General features: G+C 42.6%; 20 protein-coding genes. 9 read left to right on the top strand and 11 right to left on the bottom strand.

Annotated features, from left to right (window positions below):
* Nucleotides 1-37 precede the first annotated feature (37 nt).
* A complete protein-coding gene (locus FET73_RS12215) occupies nt 38-817 on the bottom strand; it encodes a TatD family hydrolase (protein ID WP_154224248.1) in 780 nt (259 codons plus the stop codon).
* A gap of 65 nt (nt 818-882) precedes the next feature.
* Here FET73_RS12215 and FET73_RS12210 point away from each other — a divergent pair, with 65 nt between their 5' ends.
* Nucleotides 883-1863, top strand: a complete 981-nt coding sequence (locus FET73_RS12210) for a hypothetical protein (protein ID WP_154224247.1) — start codon at nt 883-885, stop codon at nt 1861-1863.
* 61 nt (nt 1864-1924) lie between these two features.
* Here FET73_RS12210 and FET73_RS12205 read toward each other — a convergent pair whose 3' ends face one another.
* From FET73_RS12205 to FET73_RS12195, 3 genes are read right to left on the bottom strand one after another with little or no spacing between them, the layout of a single operon-like run.
* A complete protein-coding gene (locus tag FET73_RS12205; RefSeq protein WP_154224246.1) occupies nt 1925-2563 on the bottom strand; it encodes a rhomboid family intramembrane serine protease in 639 nt (212 codons plus the stop codon).
* A gap of 48 nt (nt 2564-2611) precedes the next feature.
* Nucleotides 2612-3544 carry an LpxL/LpxP family Kdo(2)-lipid IV(A) lauroyl/palmitoleoyl acyltransferase gene (gene lpxL, locus FET73_RS12200; protein ID WP_154224245.1) on the bottom strand — a complete coding sequence of 311 codons (933 nt, stop codon included), beginning with the start codon at nt 3542-3544 and terminating at the stop codon, nt 2612-2614.
* Nucleotides 3545-3547: 3 nt separating this feature from the next.
* Complete coding sequence (locus FET73_RS12195; RefSeq protein WP_154224244.1) at nt 3548-6463, bottom strand: WD40/YVTN/BNR-like repeat-containing protein; 2916 nt, start codon at nt 6461-6463, stop codon at nt 3548-3550.
* Nucleotides 6464-6631: 168 nt separating this feature from the next.
* Between FET73_RS12195 and sppA the strand changes: the two genes are divergently transcribed.
* From sppA to FET73_RS12180, 3 genes are all read left to right on the top strand, one after another.
* Nucleotides 6632-8485 (top strand): signal peptide peptidase SppA, encoded by a 1854-nt coding sequence (gene sppA / locus FET73_RS12190; protein ID WP_179952266.1) that lies wholly within the window; start codon nt 6632-6634, stop codon nt 8483-8485.
* A 150-nt stretch (nt 8486-8635) separates the two neighbouring features.
* Complete coding sequence (rpoH, locus tag FET73_RS12185; protein WP_484502574.1) at nt 8636-9496, top strand: RNA polymerase sigma factor RpoH; 861 nt, start codon at nt 8636-8638, stop codon at nt 9494-9496.
* 268 nt (nt 9497-9764) lie between these two features.
* A complete protein-coding gene (locus FET73_RS12180) occupies nt 9765-10010 on the top strand; it encodes a sulfurtransferase TusA family protein (protein WP_218944329.1) in 246 nt (81 codons plus the stop codon).
* Between the two features lie 62 nt (nt 10011-10072).
* On the opposite strand, the gene FET73_RS12175 is transcribed toward FET73_RS12180, so the two are convergent.
* Nucleotides 10073-10636 (bottom strand): adenylate kinase, encoded by a 564-nt coding sequence (locus FET73_RS12175; protein ID WP_154224240.1) that lies wholly within the window; start codon nt 10634-10636, stop codon nt 10073-10075.
* A 215-nt stretch (nt 10637-10851) separates the two neighbouring features.
* On the opposite strand from FET73_RS12175, the gene FET73_RS12170 reads away from it, so the two are divergent.
* Genes FET73_RS12170 through FET73_RS12155 form a run of 4 tightly spaced genes read left to right on the top strand, consistent with a single transcriptional unit; the run spans nt 10852 to nt 15582 of the window.
* Nucleotides 10852-12111: a 6-phosphofructokinase gene (locus tag FET73_RS12170; protein ID WP_154224239.1), complete on the top strand. Its 1260-nt coding sequence runs from the start codon at nt 10852-10854 to the stop codon at nt 12109-12111.
* 1 nt (nt 12112) lies between these two features.
* Complete coding sequence (locus tag FET73_RS12165) at nt 12113-13384, top strand: nucleotide sugar dehydrogenase (protein ID WP_154224238.1); 1272 nt, start codon at nt 12113-12115, stop codon at nt 13382-13384.
* Nucleotides 13371-14468 carry a DNA polymerase IV gene (gene dinB, locus FET73_RS12160; RefSeq protein WP_154224237.1) on the top strand — a complete coding sequence of 366 codons (1098 nt, stop codon included), beginning with the start codon at nt 13371-13373 and terminating at the stop codon, nt 14466-14468. The genes FET73_RS12165 and dinB overlap by 14 nt, the downstream gene beginning before the upstream one ends.
* Before the next feature lie 4 nt (nt 14469-14472).
* Complete coding sequence (locus tag FET73_RS12155) at nt 14473-15582, top strand: hypothetical protein (protein WP_154224236.1); 1110 nt, start codon at nt 14473-14475, stop codon at nt 15580-15582.
* 46 nt (nt 15583-15628) lie between these two features.
* Here FET73_RS12155 and FET73_RS12150 read toward each other — a convergent pair whose 3' ends face one another.
* The 6 genes from FET73_RS12150 to hfq all read right to left on the bottom strand — a co-directional run bounded on the left by FET73_RS12150 (nt 15629) and on the right by hfq (nt 20823).
* Complete coding sequence (locus FET73_RS12150) at nt 15629-16906, bottom strand: adenylosuccinate synthase (protein WP_154224235.1); 1278 nt, start codon at nt 16904-16906, stop codon at nt 15629-15631.
* Nucleotides 16903-17094, bottom strand: coding sequence for a DUF2065 domain-containing protein (locus FET73_RS12145; RefSeq protein WP_343032288.1), 192 nt, complete (start codon nt 17092-17094; stop codon nt 16903-16905). Before FET73_RS12145 ends, FET73_RS12150 begins: the two co-directional genes overlap by 4 nt.
* The gene (gene hflC, locus FET73_RS12140) at nt 17091-17954 is read right to left on the bottom strand and encodes a protease modulator HflC (RefSeq protein ID WP_154224234.1); all 864 of its coding nucleotides are present in this window, start codon (nt 17952-17954) and stop codon (nt 17091-17093) included. The genes FET73_RS12145 and hflC overlap by 4 nt, the downstream gene beginning before the upstream one ends.
* 2 nt (nt 17955-17956) lie before the next feature.
* Nucleotides 17957-19105: an FtsH protease activity modulator HflK gene (gene hflK / locus FET73_RS12135; protein ID WP_154224233.1), complete on the bottom strand. Its 1149-nt coding sequence runs from the start codon at nt 19103-19105 to the stop codon at nt 17957-17959.
* 1 nt (nt 19106) lies between these two features.
* Nucleotides 19107-20450, bottom strand: a complete 1344-nt coding sequence (gene hflX / locus FET73_RS12130; protein WP_154224232.1) for a ribosome rescue GTPase HflX — start codon at nt 20448-20450, stop codon at nt 19107-19109.
* 133 nt (nt 20451-20583) lie between these two features.
* On the bottom strand, nt 20584-20823 hold the full coding sequence (gene hfq, locus FET73_RS12125; protein WP_154224231.1) for an RNA chaperone Hfq: 240 nt from the start codon (nt 20821-20823) through the stop codon (nt 20584-20586).
* Nucleotides 20824-20975: 152 nt separating this feature from the next.
* On the opposite strand from hfq, the gene FET73_RS12120 reads away from it, so the two are divergent.
* Entirely contained in the window at nt 20976-21836 is an 861-nt protein-coding gene (locus FET73_RS12120; RefSeq protein ID WP_154224230.1) for a class I SAM-dependent methyltransferase, read from the top strand.
* Nucleotides 21837-21859: the final 23 nt, after the last annotated feature.

Genomic DNA, 21859 nt, shown 5'->3' with positions numbered 1-21859 from the left:
TAAGGCTGAACAAAAGTTGTTCAGCTTTATGATGTTTTTAGATCTCAAAAAACTGACGGCTATTTTCAGTGGTTTGTTGTTGTAACTGAAGCAAGTCTATATCCAATATGTTTGCAATTTCAGTGGCAATGTGTGCCAAATGTTTGGGCTCATTGCGGCGAGATTTGGGTTTGGGATTGAGGTTTCTTGGCATCAGATAAGGTGAGTCTGTTTCAATCAACAAACGGTTGTTTGGTATGTTGTGAATGATGTCAATCAAATGTTTACCGCGGCGTTCATCACAAATCCATCCGGTGATACCGATGTGGCAGTCCAAATCCAAGTAGTCAAACAAAGCTTGTTCAGTGTCTGTAAAGCAGTGCACCACGACATTTCCTAATTGGTCCCGGTGTTCCTTCAATATGGGGTGAAAGTCTTTGTGTGATTCTCGCTGGTGCAGAAACAAAGGCATGTCGTTTTCAATGGCCAATTTGATGTGGCGCTCAAAAGAAAAAATCTGCGCTTCCCTGGGAGAAAAGTCTCTGAAATAATCCAGCCCTGTTTCACCTACGGCCACCACTTTGTCATCATGGAGTAATTCTTGAATGGCATCTTCAGCGTCACCGTTAAAGTCACTGGCATGGTGTGGGTGAATGCCCGCCGTTGCATAACAACAATCGTTATATTGGTGAGCCAGTTGCTGTGCCTTGCTTGAGCAATCGACATCTGAACCGGTAATAATAAAAGTTTCTACACCTGCAGCCTGCGCATCTTTGATTACATTTTCGCGGTCTTTATCAAAGCTGTCGTGTGTCAGGTTGGCACCGATATCTATCATTGTTCATTCCCAATTCAGCAAAAAACCGTAATATAACAGTCATTGAATATTTTTGGAGAGAAATGATGAAAAAAATAATGACTTTAATGATGTTGATGGTTACATGTCATGTAAGCGCTTTCACACCAGAATCGGGATGGTGGTGGAATCCAAGTGAACCTGGAACAGGTTACGCGATAGAAATTCAGGATAACATGTTATTTGCGGCATTTTATGTCTATGACGAGGATGGTAATCCTTTGTGGTATACCGCTCAGAAAAAATTAGATGGCAATTCATATTTCGACTCTGGTTTGAATTACAGTTATGACGGTACTTGTATTGATTGTAATTACAGTGAACCGATTACAGTGGGTGGTGTGGGTGGTCCAGTCACCATTGATTTTATCACTGAAACCACTGGCACGATACAATTTGGCGGTGTTATAAAAAACATCGAGCGTTACAATTATTTTTTAGGTGATGAGTTGCAAAAAATGCGAGGTGAGTGGCAGGTGGTTATGGATGTGTCCGATTACACCAATGACTATCCTTTTATCGCAGATGTATTGATATTTGATCAAACAGAAACGTTTCAAGGTGATTATTTAGTGACAGGTTGTCGTTCTGAAAATACTGGTTACAACGGCTGTACTAATTATGCATTGACTTACAATGATTTGGCGGCTTATTACGACCCTCAATACAATGAGTTGATTGCGGTAGTAAGAGATGATGCTGACTATTACTTGGCATATTATTTGAAAACAGGTACAGATCAATTTGATGGTGAAGCCTATTCATATTTGGTGGGCTCTTCACCAAACTTTAATGCCGATGGTTTTTCTGTCAGGGGATTCAGGTCAGCCAGTTACACCTTTGTTGCCACAGGTACAGGCCCATCTAAATCTGAGTCAAATGGTGAACGCGCAAGACCTGGTGTAGCCAGTATGATTGAGCAAAAGGTGATTAAAAAAGCCAAGCCCATGGATAAGGCAAAAGCCGATCGATTACATGACATCATTAAAAGATTAGAGGGGCGTTTAGAAAGTCAGCAAGACAGGTAAGTCATATTAGAAAGTTAAACCATAAGCTTGGGCTCACTTTGAAAAGAGTGGGCCTATTTTTTTAGATGTCATTACCGGGTTCAATGCCCTCATCAAGTCGCCAATCCTTCAGAACGGGTAATTCTTGCTTTCTGGTTTGTATGGCCAAGAATATACCGGTTAATAAGCCCGCTAAATGTGACTCCCATGATATGCCAGGCTGCCCGGGCAATATGCCCCAAATTAATGAGCCGTACATAAAAGCAATCAAAATACTCAAGCCAACCGATTGAAGGTCTTTTTTAAGGAATCCGCTGATAAACAGGTAACTGAGTAAGGCATAAAATAAACCGCTGGAACCAATATGATTCAAATCGCGGGCAAAGAACCACACCAACAAGCCCGTAATTAAAACCGATTGAACCATGACTTTTTTGGCCAGCCTAGGGTAATTGCCGAACAACCCCAAAAATGCCAAAAACATGGGCAGGGTATTGTCTATTAAATGTGGCCAACCTGAATGAATCAGCGGCATGGTGAATAAGCCGATTAAGCCTTCAAAGCGTCTGGGTTTGAGACCAAATTGGGTGACGGGCAAAAATTGAGCTACAAAGAAACAAATCCAAATGGTGGCCAGTAACACACAGGCGATGCGAAAGGCCTTGGGCCATGCATCTTTGCGATTTTTTGCAAACTCAGGATCTAAATGTGGAATTTTCATGTCTTAAAGTTTGCGTCTTTGGCGAAATTATCAAGTCAATAAACAGGTTCAGTAGAATTTGCCCTCACCTTCTGGGCGTGTTTTAAACCTTTTATGTAGCCAAAGATACTGCTCTGGTGCTTGGTTAACCATTTGTTCTATGCCTTGGTTGATGCGGTCGGTGTCTCTTTGTACGTCTTTGCTGGGAAAATCTGTTAATGCAGGGCTGATGGCCAATTGATAGTAAGGTTTTTCGGGTATGCGTTTGACAGAATAGAACATCACTTGGCAGCCAGAAATTCTCGCCAGCTGGTGCGTGGCGGTGATGGTTGAAGCTTTTGTGCCGAAAAATGACGAAAAAATGGATTGTCCACGGCGGTAATCTTGGTCTGGTGCATACCAAACGATACCACCTGCTTTAAGCTCTTTGATGATGCCTTTGAGCTCATCTCGAGTGAACATTTGTTTGGCGTATTTTTCTCTGGAGTTTTTGACGACATATTCTTGAACTGGGTTTTTGTGCGGACGATAGACTCCTGAAACGGGAAATTGTTGACTGATCACGCGTCCACCGATATCAAGGGCGGTAAAGTGTCCTGAAACCAATAAAACACCTTTACCTGAGGCTTGGGCTTTTTGTAGGTGTTCAGTGCCATCTATGTGGAGGTTTTTGAAAAAACCATTGTTCCAAGACAAAAAGGCTTTGATGGTTTGGCTGACCATCATGCCCGTTTCACGGTAATTTTGCTTAATCAGTTCGCGTTGTTGTTTTTCATCAAGGTGTGGGAAGCAAATGGCGATGTTTTTTTGAATCACCTTTCGTCGTGAACTCGAGAGGTACCTGAACGCATTGCCAATAAGTACGCCAATACCCAATAACAAACGGTAAGGTAATTGCGCCCAGCTCCACAGTTTTAAATAAACCAACCAAGAAAACAAATGCCGCCAAAAAGGCGGCTTTTGTATTTGAACTCCAGTTTGGCTTTGAGGTTTTGAAGCCATCAATTATTTAACGCTGAAATCGACACTGTGTTGTTCATCACCTTGCTTGATAATCAAATGGTATTTGCCTGGTTCGATATAAGGAGGGTGACCAAGGCGTTTGGATTCAGCATAGGGTATGTTTGATTTGTTGATGGCTTGAGATTCTTTATCTGAATCATTATCACCTTCATCATCTGCTTCAGATGCCTTATTTTTTTCTAAAGCCGCGGCTTCGGCAGCGATCGCCAAAGCTTCGTCAATTTTGTAATCCCAGTGCCATTGATTGAAACCTTTTTTCAATGTGGTCTGTGCTTGATAAATGGTGCTGTCTGAGGCATCAGTGATGCTGATCTCGGCTTCACCAGAAGTTTCGCTCCATAGGTAAATCGTTTCAGTTTTGCTTTTGTTGTCGGTGTATTCCCATGTGAATGGTTTGCTGTCCCAAGAACGGCTTTCTTTGATTTCATCGACAGGAAAAATAAACAACTCATTGTCTTTGACTTGCTCTGTTTTGTTTTGAAGCGGTGCCACATCGGCCACATAAACCGAACGACCATGAGTACCGATGACCAGCTCATTTTCTCGCGGGTGAACAATCAAGTCATGAACGGGGACAGTCGGCAAACCATCACCCAGCATGTTCCAGGAGTCGCCTTTGTTCATTGAAACATATATGCCTTTGTCTGTACCTACATAGACCATGTCTTCATTCTTAGGGTCTTCTTTGACCACATTGATGGTTTCGTTGGGCAGGCCTTTACTCATTTTTTTCCAGCTTTTACCCAGATTGTCTGTGCGGTATAAATACGGTTGGATGTCGTCTTGACGGTATCCATTCATGGCCAACCAAGCGCGTTTTTCTTTGTGTGGAGAGGCAATGATGCGACTGACCCAGCGGTGTTTTGGCAGTTGCTTGCTGACTTTACGCCATTTGTTACCGCCGTCTTCAGTGACCCAAACCAAACCATCGTCAGTACCGGCCCAAATCAAGCCAAACTTCAAAGGAGATTCAGATACTGAAGTGATGGTGGCAAATGGCACGTCGCCACGTTTTTCAGATTCAGTCAAGTCACCAGAAATTTCAGTCCAGTCATCGCCCTTATTCATGCTGCGGTACATTTTATGTCCCGCAAAATACAAAATATCGTGATTGTGGGTGGACATCATTACCGGCGTGTTCCAATTCTTGCGTAAGGATTCTTCGCCGACATAATTAGGTGGCGTGATTTTCTTGGGTGCGGCAGAGCCTAAACGGAATGAATTACCAAATTGGAATCCAACATAGGTTAGTTTTTCGGTATCATCGACATTGACGTGCATGCCATCACCACCAAAGATGCGTTCCCAAGATTCACCTTGTGTCCAATCATTTTGGCTTGAACCTTTGAGTGTGCCATTGTCTTGTAAGCCGCCATAGATGTTGTATGGTGTTTCCATATCAACCGCAACGGTATAAAACTGTCCAACGGGTTGTTGGTCAATTTTGTTCCATGTTTGGCCGCCATCATAACTTTCATCGACACCACCGTCATTGCCAACCATGATGTGATTTGAATGCTGAGGATTTATCCAAATGGCTTGTAAATCGGCATGCATTTTTGAAGACCAAGCAGATGCCCATGTTTTGCCGCCATCAGTTGATTTGATGAACGGCACACCTGTGGCATAAACAATGTCTTCATTCTGAGGGTCTACTTTGACTTGTCCAAAATAATAACCGTATGAAAAGACCACGCCTTGGAGGTCTTCTTTGTGTGTGCGTTTGAATGAAGCGCCGGCATCATCAGATCGGTATATTTCTAGAGATTTGATATCAACATTGAATAAGTTGTTGTTACCATCAGCCAACTGATCAACCAAATCTGCGGGTGTCATTTCATCATTTTTTATTTTTTCTATGATATCATTGGCTTTGGTTTCTGGGGGGAAGTTGTTGCTGCGTAAAAATGATTCAACCGCCTTTTTATCCTGTGTCAGGAATTCGGCTTTGTCCATGTTTTTTAGTCGTTTGGCGGTGACTGCACTGGAACCCATGTCCCATTCACTTTCTGGTAAAGGTGTTTGGTTGTCTATTGAGACATATACCACATCAGGGTTGCTGATGGATGTGGTGATGCCCATGCGACCCATGTATTCGCCGTAGGGCAGTCCATTGGTTAGTTTCTGCCAACTGTCGCCGTTGTCACTGCTTTTGTAAAGTGCGGAACCTTCGCCACCTTCTTGAAAATCCCAAGCTTTGCGTGATCGATCCCAAGCAGAGGCATACAAGTCACCATTCGGTGACATGGCTAAATCTATGAACCCCGTATATTTTTTGCCTTCAATCAGTGTATCCCAAGTGTCACCACCATCGGTGCTGCGGTATAAGCCCCTGTCACCACCTTTTGAATATAACTTACCCAATGCCGCCACATAAATGCGGTTTGAATCTTTCGGATCGACCACAATGCGACCAATTCGATCAGTGTCACCCAAGCCTTTGAATGCCCAAGTTTCACCACCGTCTTTGGATTGGTAAACACCCATGCCACCATAAGATGAACGAGAAGAATTGTTTTCGCCAGTCCCCAACCATAAGGTGTTTGAATCATTCGGGTCAATCACCAATGAACCGACCACTTGAGAAGGTAAGTCATCAGTCATGGGTGTGAAAGTTTGACCATTGTTGGTGCTTTTCCACACGCCGCCTGATGCATAAGCCACATAGATGACATGCGGTTGATCTGTTGGACGAATCACATCAACGGCTCGACCACCTTGAAAGATGGGGCCTACATTTCTCCAAGTAACACCATGAAAAGGCGTATTTTGTCGCATGCTTAGGTGTTGATCCCATGCGGCTTTTTGGTTTTTGTAACTGGATGTGATCTCAGCTGATACACTGCCGGTCAAAGCAGTTAAGGCGATGATGGCCGTTTTGATTGTGGTGGATTTCATGTTTATATTCCTCAGATTAGGCTTATAATTATCGGCAGATTTGATGCGCTGACAAGTCAAAAAAGCAAAACAGTGCCATTTAGTTACTTTTGAACCATGCCAAGCGGTGATGGTCAAAGTAAAATTAATACACAAAATTCCACAACTCCAATTACATTACAAACTGTTATGAGCCAAAAAGAACGCAACCCATTTGTCACTTTATTTCACATCCTCACCAAGCCTTTTGTTTGGCTGGCTAATTTTACACGCCACGCTTTGTTGTTACTTTTATTGGTGTTGATTTTGGGTTGGTGGATGGGTGGATTGCCGGTACATTTAGAGGAAAAAACCGCATTGGTTCTTGCACCTAAAGGGTACATTGTTGATCAATACAGTGGTGATGCGATGAGTCAAGCGATTGATAACTTGCGGGGAAGTGATGTACCTGAAACCCGCATGAGGGATTTGACTCGGGCCATAGCTTTGGCCGGAACAGACCCTAAAATTTCGGCTTTGGTGTTAGACCCTGATTATTTGTGGGGCGCGGGTTTGGCTCATTTGCGAGAATTGAATCGTGCCGTTGAACAATTCAAAGCCAGCAGTGGTAAGCCGGTGGTCGCTTTGGCAACAAATTTATCACAATCTCAATACTATTTTGCCAGCATGGCCGATGAAATTTTGATAGACCCTCAAGGCTTTTTGTTTTTACAAGGTTTTGGTTCATACCGCAGCTATTTCAAAGAAGGCTTGGATAAACTGGGTGTGGATGTACACCTGTTCAAGGTTGGAGAGTATAAGTCTGCTGCAGAACCCTATGTGCGTAATGAGATGTCCCAAGAAGCCAAAGAAGCGGGTTTGCACTACATGAATGATTTATGGGACACCTACTTACAAGACATATCTGGGCGCCGAGGTATTTCTACTGAAGAATTACAAACAATTGTTGAACAGCAGGCTCAAAAATTAATTGAGAAAGAAGGTTCAGTACCAGATATGGCGGTAGAGGCTGGATTGGTAGATGCAGTGAAAAAACGCAGTTTCATGCACAAACATGTGGCTGAACTGGCGTCGTTTGATGATGACAACAACCGATTCAGGGGCATTGCTTTTGAAGATTACCTGACTTTAGATACAGACAAAACTAATCAGTTATTGAAAAACCAAATTGCAGTGGTGGTTGCTGAAGGCAGCATCATGGGGGGAACGCAAGACCCAGGTACAATTGGCGGCGAATCAACCAGTGCCTTATTACAAGCGGCGAGAATCAATAAAAGTGTCCGTGCAGTGGTTTTGCGGGTCAACAGCCCGGGTGGCGGGGTTTATCCATCAGAGCAAATCAGACGAGAAGTAGAACAGCTGAAAATTGCGGGAAAACCTGTGGTGGTGTCCATGGGTAATGTCGCGGCCTCTGGCGGTTATTGGATTTCTATGTCGGCCAACAGCATTTGGGCTGATGAAGCGACCATCACCGGATCGATTGGCATTTACGGTATGTTGATGAATTACCCTAAATTATTCGATAAACTGGGCATTCACAGCGATGGCGTGGGAACCACCAAGTGGGTGGGCGCATTTGATACCAGCAAACCTTTAGACGAGGAGTTTGCACAACTGATACAAAGTAACATTGAATTCGGTTATCAACAATTTATTGGCTCAGTGGCGGCAGCACGTGGTTTGGATATTGCCATGGTGGATCGCATTGCACGAGGACGTGTTTGGACTGCAAAACAGGCCAAAGAGCTCGGTTTGATCGATAACTTAGGTGGTTTGGAATCAGCCATACAGGAAGCAGCCAGCCTGGCGAAGCTTTCAACTTATGGCGTCCAATGGATTGAGAAATCGTTGAACCTAAAGGATCAATTGATGGTAGATATGTTAGCAAAAGTAGCCGCTTATTTGCCAGAGCAGAATGGTTTACAGCACAGTCTACATGCCTTTATTGGACCGATTCAAACCCAATTGAATGTGGTTTTAAATAACCAACAAAATGGTTGGGCACAGCTGGCCCATTGTCAGTGTGAGTGGACGCTTAAATAAGTAAACTCATGGCCTATTTGACTGTGGTATTAAAAATGATATAATTTGGCTTCCGTTGCTCATTAGAGGACGGAACTTAGACTGTTTCCAGCGGTCAAACTGGACAGAATATCTTTGTCATTGACTATTAAGTGATGACTATAAAGGAGAATAAACATGACTGTAACAACTATTAAAAACCTACCCGTACCTTCGGTAACTGGCTCTTTGGAGTCATATATCAGTGCCGTCAATCAAATTCCTGTACTCACAGTAGAAGAAGAAAGGTCATTGGCTGATCGCGTGCGTGATAACAATGATTTGGAAGCTGCCCATTCTTTGGTGATGTCTCATTTACGCTTTGTCGTTTATGTGGCGAAAGGCTATTCTGGTTATGGATTACCCGTCGGAGATTTGATTCAAGAAGGTAACATTGGCTTAATGAAGGCCATCAAACGTTTCGACTCTGTGCATAAAGTGCGTTTGGTTTCGTTTGCCGTACATTGGATTCGTGCTGAAATTCATGAATATATTTTGAAAAACTGGCGCATTCTTAAAGTGGCAACCACCAAAGCGCACCGAAAATTGTTTTTCAATTTACGAAAAAACAAAAAACGCTTGGGTTGGTTTACCCAAGAAGAAGTCAACCGTGTGGCCAAAGACTTAGATGTTAAGCCAGAAGTGGTGGTTGAAATGGAATCACGCTTGCATGGACAAGATGTGTCGTTTGACTTACCTGTTGATGACGATGAAGACAGCAACTACTCGCCACAGGCTTGGTTGACCAACACCAGTCCAACCCCTGAAGCGGTCTTGATTAAAGACACTGAAGCGGACAAGAACCACAATTCATTGTTTAAAGGTTTGGACAAATTAGATGAGCGTTCTTTGGACATCATCCAAAGCCGTTGGTTGGTGGACAAGAAAGCCACCTTACAAGATTTGGCGGCAAAATACGAAGTGTCAGCCGAACGCATCAGACAATTAGAAGCTGCGGCGTTGAAAAAACTGAAAACCCAAATGGCTGCTTGATAAAAATTCAATGGGTCAATCCACAAATAAGAATTCAGAAAAGGCCGCATCTGCGGCCTTTTTTTGGAATTATTTGGTTTTTGAGGGCTTTTGTGATGATTTTCACAGTTCATTCAGATTGAAAAAGTAAAATGATAATCAAGTTAAAGATTAAGTGCACACACCCTTTCCCCCTTTACTTAATCTTTTGACCTAAAAAGGCCGCCACAGAGCGGTCTTTTGCATTTTAGGGATTTAAAAAAACGCACTTCGGTTTACAATGCCACTCATGACAAATTCAACCCTACACCTCGACACACGTGGCCTCATCTGTCCCATGCCTTTGATGATGCTGAAAAAAGCGATGGCTGATTTGACTGTGGGTGCAATTATTGAAGTCGTGGTCACAGATCCACATGCAGAATTGGATTTTGAAATATGGTGTGAACGATTTGGCCATAACTTGACTGCAGTCGAATCACATGCTGTTGAAGGTGAAATGCTTTTTCGGGTAGTAAAGTCTGAACAAGTTTGAAGCGATGTAAATAAAAAAGGCCCACAACTGCGAGCCTTTAATCCATTCAAACCTATGTACAATCAGAAGCGCAAGGCTGCTTCGATGCGTTCTTGTACGTCTTCGATGGTGCCAGTGCCCATGATTTCAGTGACAATGTTTTGGTTTTTGTAGTATTCAGCCACGGGTGCTGTTTGTTCTTTGTAAACGTTCAAGCGATTACGCACCACTTCTTCAGTGTCATCCGAGCGGCCTTCGATTTCAGCACGTTTGGCAATTCTTTCGACCACTTCATCTGGGTTCACTTCAATCAACAAGGCGTGATCCAATGCCATGTCTAATTCTTTTAACAAAGCTTCTAACATTTCAGCTTGTGCCAAGTTTCTTGGGAAGCCATCTAAAATAAAACCATTTTTGGCATCTTCTTGTGTGACACGCTCTTTTAACATGCCCAAAACAATGTCATCAGATACCAAGTTACCTTTGTCCATCACTTCTTTGGCAGCCAAACCCAATGCTGTTTGTGCTGCAATGGCACCGCGCAATAAATCGCCTGTTGAAATGTGAGGGATGTTGTGTTTTTCGACTAAAAATTTGGCTTGTGTGCCTTTACCGCTGCCTGGGGCACCCAATAAAACAATTCTCATAGCTTTTGTCTCTCTTTAGCTTACGCTTGTTTAGCTTAATGGTGGGGATTTTAACAGCTGTCATGAAACAGTCGCAAAAAATAAGGTAAAATCACGCCACATGCACGAAACACCGCGCGCCTAGATTGCGCAGGTGTCTAAAAAACGTGCTACAGTACACGACAGCGCACATTCAAGTCAATACATGGCGCTAAATATCAACCAGGATTTAACATATGTCAAAGAAAAATGCCCTTTATTGTCAATCAGGCGGTGTCACCGCCGTCATCAATGCCACAGCCTGTGGTGTCATCGAAGCGGCGCGTAAAAGCGGTGAAATTGGAACGGTTTTTGGAGCAAAGAATGGCATCATCGGTGTTTTACGTGAGGAATTGGTAGATACAGCACAGCACAGTGATGAAGACATTGCGGCCTTGCGACATACACCCGGTGGGGCTTTTGGTTCTTGTCGCTTTAAGTTGAAAGATTTAGAAGCACAAAAAGCAGAATATGCCAGATTGATTGAAGTGTTCAAAGCACATGATATCGGCTATTTTTTATATAACGGTGGCGGTGATTCATCAGATACAGCTTATAAGGTCTCTAAAATGGCCAAAGAGCATGGTTTGGATGTGACTTGTATTGGTGTGCCAAAGACCATCGACAACGATTTACCTGTGACCGACACCTGTCCAGGTTTTGGTACCACCGCGAAATACATTGCGACCTCTATGATGGAAGCCAGCTTGGATGTTGAATCTATGGCAGAAAGTTCGACCAAAGTGTTCATCATGGAAGTGATGGGCCGTCATGCGGGTTGGATTGCTGCGGCTGGCGGTTTGGCAGGTAAGTCACATGATGAGCCACCACAAATCATTTTGTTTCCTGAAATTCCTTTTGACCAGACGGCCTTTTTGGAGCGTGTTAAGTGGTCGGTAGATAACCATGGTTATTGTTCGATTGTTGTATCAGAAGGTGTTCGCAACCCTGAAGGCAAATTTTTGGCAGATGCAGGAACCAAAGATGCCTTTGGTCATGCACAGTTGGGTGGCGTTGCGGCAGTTATTGCCCAATTGGTGCGTTCAGAATTGGGCTACAAATACCATTACGCCATCAGTGATTATTTACAACGTTCTGCACGTCATTTGGCTTCTAAAACAGATTTAGAACAAGCTTATGCGGTGGGTGAAAAAGCGATTGAACTGGCTTTGGAAGGAAGAAATTCAACCATGCCTGTGATCAAGCGTTTGCAAGACAACCCCTATGAGTGGGAAATTGCAGTGGCAGAATTGAAAGACATGGCCAACGTTGAAAAAATGTTGCCGCGTGATTACATTACTGAAGATGGTTTTGGTATCACTGAAGCGTGTCGAACCTATATGCAGCCGTTGATTCAAGGTGAGGCGTATCCTCCATTCGAAAGCAATGGTTTGCCCAAATACGTGCGTTTAAGTCAAAACCTCACTGAGCAGAAGTTACCAAAATTTGAGGTTTAAGATGAATGTTGCTGGTGTCAAAATTGGAGTAATTGGTCAGGGTTATGTGGGCTTGCCCTTGGCTGTCGCTTTTGCCGAATATTTCCCAACGGTGGGTTTTGACATCAACCAAACGCGAATAGCGCAGCTTCAGGCCAACGAAGATAACACCTTGGAAGTATCCGTTGAGGCTTTGATTAAAGCACAAATTAAGGGTTTAACGTTCAGCGCAGACGTTAAGGACATGGCAGATTGTAATTGCTATGTTGTCACAGTACCCACGCCAGTTGATAACAACAACAGTCCAGATTTATCACCATTAAAAGCCGCCACTGAATCATTATGCCAAGTGTTAAACAAAGGTGATGTGGTGGTGTATGAATCAACGGTTTATCCAGGGGCTACTGAAAATATTTGTGGTCAATTGATCAGCGAATTAACAGGTTATGAACTGAATAAAGATTTTTTTCTGGGTTATTCACCTGAGCGAATCAATCCAGGTGATAAGGTACATACATTAACCAATATCATCAAAGTGGTTTCAGGTTCAGACCAAGCCACGGCTCAGTTTTTACAATCTTTATACGATCGCATCATAACCGCAGGAACCCATCTGGCGCCAACTATACAGGTGGCAGAAGCAGCCAAGGCGATTGAAAACACGCAACGCGATGTCAACATTGCTTTTATGAATGAATTGTTGATGATGTTTCATAAAATGAACATTGATGTTTTGGATGTGATTGACACAGCAGCGACCAAGTGGAATTTTTTGAAATTCACACCGGGTTTAGTCGGTGGTCATTGTATAGGGATTGACCCTTATTATTTGATTCACCAGTCGCAACAAAGTGGTCATTTTCCAGAATTGATAGCCACAGCACGCCGCATCAATGAAGACATGCCCAATTATGTGACGTCACGAATTTTGAAGCTGATGGCTATGAATAAAAAACATGTCGTAGAATCAAAGGTGTTGGTTCTGGGGTTAACATTCAAAGAAAACTGTCCTGATTTGCGTAATACCCGAGTGGCTGACATCGTTCATGAATTACAGCAGTTACATGCCCATGTGGATGTGCATGATGCGTGGGCTGATGCAGATGATGCAGTCACACATTTGAATATCGAGTTAACTCCAAAACCAAACACAGGTGAATACGACTTGGTGGTATTGGCTGTAGCACATGAACAATATATTAATGATCAAGTGAGAAAATATTTGAAAAACGACGGTCTATTAGTCGACTTAAAAGGGGCCTTGCCACGATCCTTGGTGGATGAAAGGCTCTGAGGCAGATGTGTGCCCTGATTCGGCACAACGTAAGATCATTCATGTCGATATGGATTGTTTTTACGCGGCCATTGAAACACGAGACTTCCCACATTTAACAGGCCAGCCAATTGCAGTCGGTGGCCAGCCCAATAAACGCGGTGTGGTGGCAACCTGCAATTATGAGGCGCGGGCATTTGGCGTACACTCCGCCATGCCGATGTCACAAGCCATCAAAAAATGTCCTCAATTGATCATCCAGCCCGTTCGCATGGCTGTTTATCAACAGGTATCCAAAGGCATTCAAGCCATTTTTAAGCGTTATACTGACACCATTCAACCGTTGAGTTTAGATGAAGCTTTTCTTGATGTAACAGGTTCTGTACACCACCATGGCAGTGCCACACTGATTGCCCAAGCCATCAGACATGACATATACCAAGAACATCATTTGGCGGCTTCAGCTGGGATTGCACCGAATAAGTTTTTGGCCAAAATAGCCAGTGATTGGAACAAACCCAATGGTCAATTCGTTGTTACTCCAGATGCGATTGATGATTTTGTCAGGGGTTTGCCCGTCAAAAATATATATGGTGTAGGCAAAGTAACCGCTGAAAAAATGAAAGGTTTGGGTTTGAATACTTGTTTTGACTTACAACAGTTGAGTTTAAGGCAATTACAAACGCATTTTGGTACTTTTGGTGGTTCATTGCATAGGTTATGCCGTGGCATTGACGATCGACCTGTGAGAACATCGTCAACCAGAAAATCTGTCAGTGTGGAAGATACTTTTCTTCATGATTTACCCAGTATTGAAGCCTGTATGCCGGTTGTGGAGAGGTTGTTTGACTCTTTGGTGACACGCCACAAAAAGAGCATGTCAAAAAAACAACAAGACATCAAATCTTTATATGTCAAAGTACGGTTCAGTGATTTCAAAACCACCACAGCACAAACGACTCACAACAAGTTAAGTATTGAAAGATTTAAAGCGTTGATAGTTAAAGCTTGGAATAGGCAACAAATGCCAGTGCGGTTACTGGGTTTGGGCATTCAGTATCATGACCAAGCCACGGGACAACAAGAATTACAGTTTGAGGAGTAAGCCAATGAAAATGATAATAGACATGGTATGGTTATTGGTGGTGATTGTATCTGGGTATATAGCCATTCAAATGAGTTTATATGTGGCAGGTTCACAAGGTGTCATTTTAAGCAGTTTGGCAGGTATTGTGGTTTTTGTCATCAGTGTGTGTCTGTTGGCAGTTATTGTCTTGTTTGTCACCGATCGCCTCTTGCCAAGAGCGGGTGCTGGCACATTCATCAGTGATGACAATGGTGTCCGATTTGATACTGATAATGGTGCCGAGTCATTTTTATGGGATGACCTGGTAAAAATAGAAATAACCACCAACGACAAAGGCCCATTAGAAGAAGATGTGTTTTGGCATTTTTTTGATGGCCGGCATAATGAAAAAATCACCATTCCGCAAGGTCAAAAGAAAAACAAAATCATAAAAAATGCGGTCAAGAAACGGTTCCACAGCAGTGATGATTTGAAAATGGATTTGGCTTTGGGTTCGTGTCTGAATAAACGCTTTGTTATTTGGCAGTCTATTGATTTTGAGGCAGGCACCAGTGTTTCTGATCAGGACGCAAATAACGGTATTGGTGAGCTCAAGGTTGAGCGTAACCTCAATCAAAACCATTGGGTATCTTTCTTTATCGTGGTTTTGGCATTGCTGTGCTATGGCGGTTATTTTTTGTTCAATAAGTACAACCCTGAGACCACTTTATGGGACGGTATGTTTGAAGTGTCGGTCGAGTTATTTGGCTTGTCATTAATTGGTATTATGGGAATATATTTACTTTCATCATTTGAGCTTAGAAGGTTTCAACAAGCACACCCCTCGATTGACAGTGATGAAGCTTTGGCAGCTTTAAAACCTGTAGTGAAACGGTGTATGTGGTTGGCTTTATTGGTGATTATTTTGATAGCGTTGTCGTTTGGATTCTTGGCCATGATTGCCGATCATCATGGTGGCAAGAGTGGGATGGTTGCTGCTGTGGTTTTGACAGCGGTTTCATTGGTATTTTCTCAGTGGTATGATCCACAAGAGAAAGCGTTTAAACAAATTCCATGTACTGATACTGAGCTTGAAATTGAAGTGCTAGCGGTTTTCAACAGTTGGGAAAAAGACTTGTTTCCAAAATTCTAAAAAAAAGGCCGCAATCTGCGGCCTTTCGAACCAGTCATGTTGAACTTTATTTCATTGGATTTTCTATGATGATGTTTTCACAACGATCTGGACCTGTTGAAACCATATGAACTGGTGCACCAGTAAAATCTTCAATGACTTTCAACAAAGCTTTGGCTTCTGCTGGTAAGTCACCCGCTTCTGTGATGCCACGGGTAGATGATTGCCAGCCTGGCAGACTTTGGTATTCAGTTTGTACTTTGTCAAAATCGCATGCCGCACTTGGGAAGGCATCTTGGCCATAAGAAGTACAGACTTTGATGGTTTCAAAAGTATCTAAAACATCCAGTTTGGTTACACATAAACCAGTCACACCATTGACTTGTACTGCACGCTTCAATGCCACTAAGTCCAACCAGCCACAGCGTCTGGCACGGCCTGTTGTTGCACCGAACTCAACACCACGTTTAGCTAATTCTGCACCGTCTTCATCAAACAATTCAGTAGGGAAAGGGCCACCGCCAACTCGCGTGGTGTAAGCTTTGGTGATGCCTAAGACATAATCAATGTGGGTCGCACCCAAACCAGAGCCCGTAGATGCACTGCCTGAAGTGGTGTTAGATGAGGTAACGAATGGGTAAGTACCGTGGTCAATGTCTAGTAAAGAGCCTTGAGCCCCTTCCATCAACAATTTCTCGTCATTTTCTAAATGTTTGTGTAATTCACCAGTGACGTCAACGCACATGTCACGGATGAAATCAGCTTGTTCCAATGCAGCTTGATAAACTTCGTTAAAGTCTAAGGGTTCGCTGTTGTGGTAATTTTCGATAACAAAGTTGTGATAAGCCAAAACTTTAGTCAATTGGGCTTTCAATAACTCAGGATCAAGCAAGTCACCTATGCGGATGCCGCGACGTGCCACTTTATCTTCGTATGCAGGGCCAATACCGCGACCTGTGGTACCAATGGCGTCTTTACCTTTGGCTTTTTCACGTAATTGGTCTAATGTGATGTGGTAAGGCATGATCACAGGTGCTGATTGACTGATGTACAGTCGAGATTGAACATCAACACCAGAGACTTCTAATTGTGTGATTTCTTTGATCAAGGCTTTGGGCTCAATCACCACACCGTTCCCTATATAGCATTTAACGCCATCACGTAAGATGCCAGAAGGTATCAAATGTAAGACGGTTTTTTCGTCATTGATGATCAGTGTGTGGCCTGCATTGTGGCCGCCTTGATAGCGAACTACAGCGTGGGAATCTTCGGTTAAAAGATCAACAATTTTACCTTTACCTTCGTCACCCCATTGGGTTCCGAGCACTACGACAGTCTTTTTCATGATTGTATGTAATTAAATGTGATTGCACCTGCCACCATCATGATGGCACCGAATACGCGCACATGTTTGTCTTCCATCTGCGCGATTTGTTTGATCATTTCTTTCCATCCCTTCGGGGCTAAAAAGGGCATGATCCCTTCCAATATCATCACCAAGGCTATGGCGGCAATAATCGGATGTTCTGTCACTTCTGATTTTTAAAGTATTTGAAAAACTCAGAATTGGGGTCCAGTACCATCATGCTACCACCGTCGGCGCTGAAACTCTTTTTGTAAGCTTCAAGACTTCGTGTAAAGGCATAAAACTCTGGGTTTTTGTTGAAACTCTCAGCATACAAGCGTGTGGCTTCAGCATCACCTTGACCTTGGATAACCGCTGATTGTTGGTCAGCTTCGGCCAACATGATGCGGATCTTTTTGTCTGTTTGGGCTTTGATGTTAATCGACTCTTTGGTACCGTTAGATCGATGTTCAGCAGCCTCTGCCAATCGTTCTGAACGCATGCGGTTATAAACAGATTCATTGACTGAGTCGTCTAAGTTGATTTGTTTGATACGAACATCAATAATTTCCATACCAAAATCAACCGCTTTAATACTGGTCAATTTTTTCAAGTTTTCCATCAACTCTATACGCTCAGTTGAGATGACTTGATCTAGCGTGCGAACCGAGAACTCTTCTAACAAGGCATTTTTAATCACACCTGAAAGGTTGGCGTTTGCTTTGGCTATCAAACCTTCATTGGCGGTGTAGAATTCTTGAACGTCTTTTATTTTCCATTTTACAAAATAATCTACCATTAAATATTCATTGTCTGTATTGAAGACGCGTTCTGGTTTGTTGTCTAAGGTTTGGATGCGTTTATCAAATTTCTTGATGTTATTAACAACCGGTAACTTGAAATGTAAACCGGGCTCATAACCTGCTTGGATGATTTCACCAAACTTAAATTTAACGGCTGTTTCTTTTTCATCAACAGTGAAGATAAAAAAGCCTGAAAGAACCGCCAGCATAATCAAAACTACAAAAAGTGATATCAGTTTATTCATGATTAATTTCCTCTGCCACGGTTGGTGTTGCGGTTGTTTCTGGTGGTTGTTTTTCTTTCAGCAGGTGCTGTAACAACGGTGGTACCGAAATCGATGGGTTGAATGGATTGTTTATTGCTTTGCTTCATCAATTGATCAATGGGCAGGTACATCAAAGAGTTACTGTCTTTTCCATCCATCACAATTTTAGCCGTTTCGCCTAAAACAGATTCCATGGTCTCTAAATACATGCGTTGACGCGTGACTTCAGGAGCCATTTCATATTGAGTTCTGAGTAAGTCGAAGCGTTCTGCTTTACCTTTGGCTTCCGCAATGATTGATTCTTTGTATGCTTCTGCCTCTTGGATGATTTTCAACACTTTACCTTCTGCTTCAGGAATCACACGTTTGGCGTATTCATTGGCCTGATTGATGTAGGTTTTTTGATCTTCTCTGGCTTTCACAACATCATCAAAGGCTTCTTTGACATTTCTTGGTGGGTGAACTTCTGTGATGTTCACCTGGCGAATTTCAATTCCAGCACCATATTCATTAAGCATTTGTTGCAACTCTGACTGAACTTTGAAGTTCACATCTGTGCGGTTTTCATTGACGATGTGGTCTAAAGTGCTGGTTCCTGCCACTTGGCGCATGGCACTTTCTGCCACTTGTGATACCGTGTTTTGAGGGTTGCTGATATTGAACAGGTAATCATTGACCAGTGTTTCATCAATCCGGTATTGAATCGAGTAGTCAATTTCAATCAAGTTTTTATCTTCGGTCAGCATTTGACCGCTGTTGTCTTCTTGACGAACAGTTTCTACATTGACCTTATAAACTTCAGCAAAAGGTTTGGGTAAAGTAAAATTCAACCCGGGTTGCATGGTATGTGAGTATTTACCAAATATCAAAACAACACCGCGTTCGGGTTGATCTATTCGGTAGGCTGAACTCCACAGTCCTAAACCAAGTATGGCGATGATGAAAAACAATATAGGTGCTTGTGCACCGTTGTTGTTGGATGAGCCGCCAGAGCCGCCTCCAAAGAGACTTTTTAATGAATTAAAAAAGTCGCTGAGTATTTTGTCAAACCCTGGAGGTTGGTTACCGCCTTGTGGTTTGTTGGGCTTGTTAGGGCCCGACTGATTGTTGCCAGGTTCGTTCCAAGGCATATTAATCTCCGATAAAGTTGTCTTTTTTGGGTGCCTGATCGTGTTGGGTCAATAATTCTGCCACAAACTGTCCTTCAGAACCATCTGCTTTGGCCATTTGATGCCACTTTTCTATTGCCATATCAACCGTCAATAACCAGTTACCTGCATCGTCAAAAGCCTCATTTTTTACCGCATCAGCTTGATAAAACTGGGCGCGCAAGCGGGCTTCAGACAAAGGCAGGCTGAAATCCAATGTAAGATGGGTACGATTGACCCGTTCTTCAATGGCTTTCATTAATAAATCGATGCCTTCTTCACTGTAAGCCGAAAGCCAAACCTTATCTGCACTGCCTTCATGCCCTTTAAGCCAAGCGGGTTCTGCTCCAGAAACGTCAATTTTGTTGTACACTTCAATCATGGGTACATCTTTTAATTTCAGCTCAAACAGGACTTTATTGACTTCATTGATGTGGTCACGGTGTTCTGGGTTGGCATCGTCTATCACATGTAAGAGTAGGTCAGCATCCAAGGCTTCTTGTAAAGTGGCACGGAATGCCGCCACCAGTTCATGGGGCAGGTCGCGCACGAAACCCACCGTGTCAGAAATCACTGCTTTGGTTCCTGAAATTGATTCTAATTGGCGTACAGTTGGGTCCAAAGTGGCGAACAACTGATCTTGTGCATACACTTCGGCATCGGTTAACCTGTTGAACAATGTTGACTTTCCTGCATTGGTGTAACCAACCAAAGCAATCATTTTAACCCCTGACTTTTTGCGTTGTCGCCTGCCTTGTTCTCGTTGCCTAACCACTTTTTCAAGTTTGCTGTTCAGGCTTTTCATGCGTACGGCCAACAAACGCCTGTCCGTTTCTAACTGGGTTTCACCCGGCCCACGCATACCAATACCACCTTTTTGGCGTTCCAGATGGGTCCATCCACGAATCAATCGAGTGGACATGTGTTTCAATTGGGCCAGTTCAACTTGCAATTGGCCTTCATAAGAGCGTGCACGTTGAGAAAAAATATCGAGAATCAAGGTGCGGCGGTCCAAAACCCGGGCTTGAACCAGTTTTTCAAGGTTTCGTTCTTGTACTGGACTGAGTGACGCATCAACCAAAACCAAATCGGCTTCATTAGATTCAACCAATTGAGCCAGTTCTTCAGCTTTACCTGTACCAATATAAAATTTAGGCTCTACATTCAGTCGGCTGCTGGTCAACACACCAAATATTTCAGCGCCAGCTGTGGTGGCCAGTTCTTTGAATTCATTCAAGCGGTCCAAAGCCTCACCTTCCAATTCACCATCTGGTGTGTGGGGTGATAACAGTATGGCTTTGTCGCCTCTTTTGGATCTCTCGAACAAGTTGATCTATCTCCTTTGAATACTTTCTCTTACATGAAGAGAGCGGTCTTTATTTTTGCCCATAAAAAAAGCAACCTCTGATAAGCACGTCATCAACAGGTTACTTTCGAATTTTTGGTATGTATTAACCTTATCAGTCTTCAGCTTCTTGTTGAATTTTATAAGTACTGACGTTTTTAGCAGGCACAATGGTCGAAACCGCGTGCTTATAAACCAATTGGTTGGTGGTGTTATTTAACACGATAACAAATTGGTCAAATGACTCAATCGTACCTTGTAACTTAATACCATTCATCAAAAAAACAGACACAGGAATACGCTCTTTTCTCAAAGCGTTTAAAAATGGATCTTGTAAAGTTTGTGATTTAGACATGCTGATACCCTAGCTCATTATTATAATATGAACGGAATTCTAACATATTAAGATTGAAAACTTGTTCATTAGCAAAATCTTTTTAGCTTTGTTCTTACGTTCATAATTTTGTCATAGAATACGCTATAATAAAAATTTAGCCAATCTTTGAAATGAACTTCACTATTTTCAAAAGCAAAAATGAGTTTGTTTCTCATTATATTAAGTCAACCCCAAAGTATAAAGTACGAAATGCTGCATTATTAAGCCTTGAAAAAACTCATGCGGGGCGATCATTTGTTGTCCCTGGTTATTCAATAACTGCAAACCAATCAGTAGATTTTATTGTAGACTGGGAGTATGCAAATGGTGAAAAAATCAACTGGAGGGAAAGGTTGATTTGTCCTAAAACGTTACTTAACAATCGAACAAGACTGTCTTTTCATGTACTGGTCAGACACCTAAAGCTGGGACAATCAGAGCGTATTTATATAACAGAGCAGTTAACCCCTTTTTATAAGTATTTAAAAAAGAAACGGTATCAAGTTACTGGGAGTGAATATGTAGGTGCAGACACGAAACCAGGTAAAAAAGTACGAAAAAGATTCAAATATATCCAGCATGAGGATTTGACTCAATTATCCTTCAAAGGAAAAAGCATGGATTTAGTGCTGTCTTTTGATTGTTTGGAACATATACCTGACTACAAGTCAGCCATGAAAGAAATGTTTAGGGTTTTAAAACCAGGGGGGAAGCTTCTGATGTCATTCCCTTTTGATGCCAACAGACATAAACACCTTGTAAGGGCAGTCATTAACGACAAAAATGAAGTTGAGCATTTGGAGCCCCCCGAATATCACGGTGATCCAATCAATGATAAAGGTTGCTTGAGCTTTTATGATTTTGGTTGGAACATATTAGATGAAATGTCTGAGATTGGTTTTGAACAGCCTTATGTGATTACCGCTTGGTCAGAAAAATATGGTTATTTAGGTGAAGAGCAATTGCTGTTTGTAGCAAGTAAGCCCCTCTAAACCATTGACACACGAGATAAATG

The organism is Marinicella rhabdoformis (assembly GCF_009671245.1).
Taxonomy (GTDB): Bacteria; Pseudomonadota; Gammaproteobacteria; order Xanthomonadales; family Marinicellaceae; genus Marinicella; species Marinicella rhabdoformis.
This window is presented reverse-complemented; position numbering and strand designations above follow the sequence as displayed.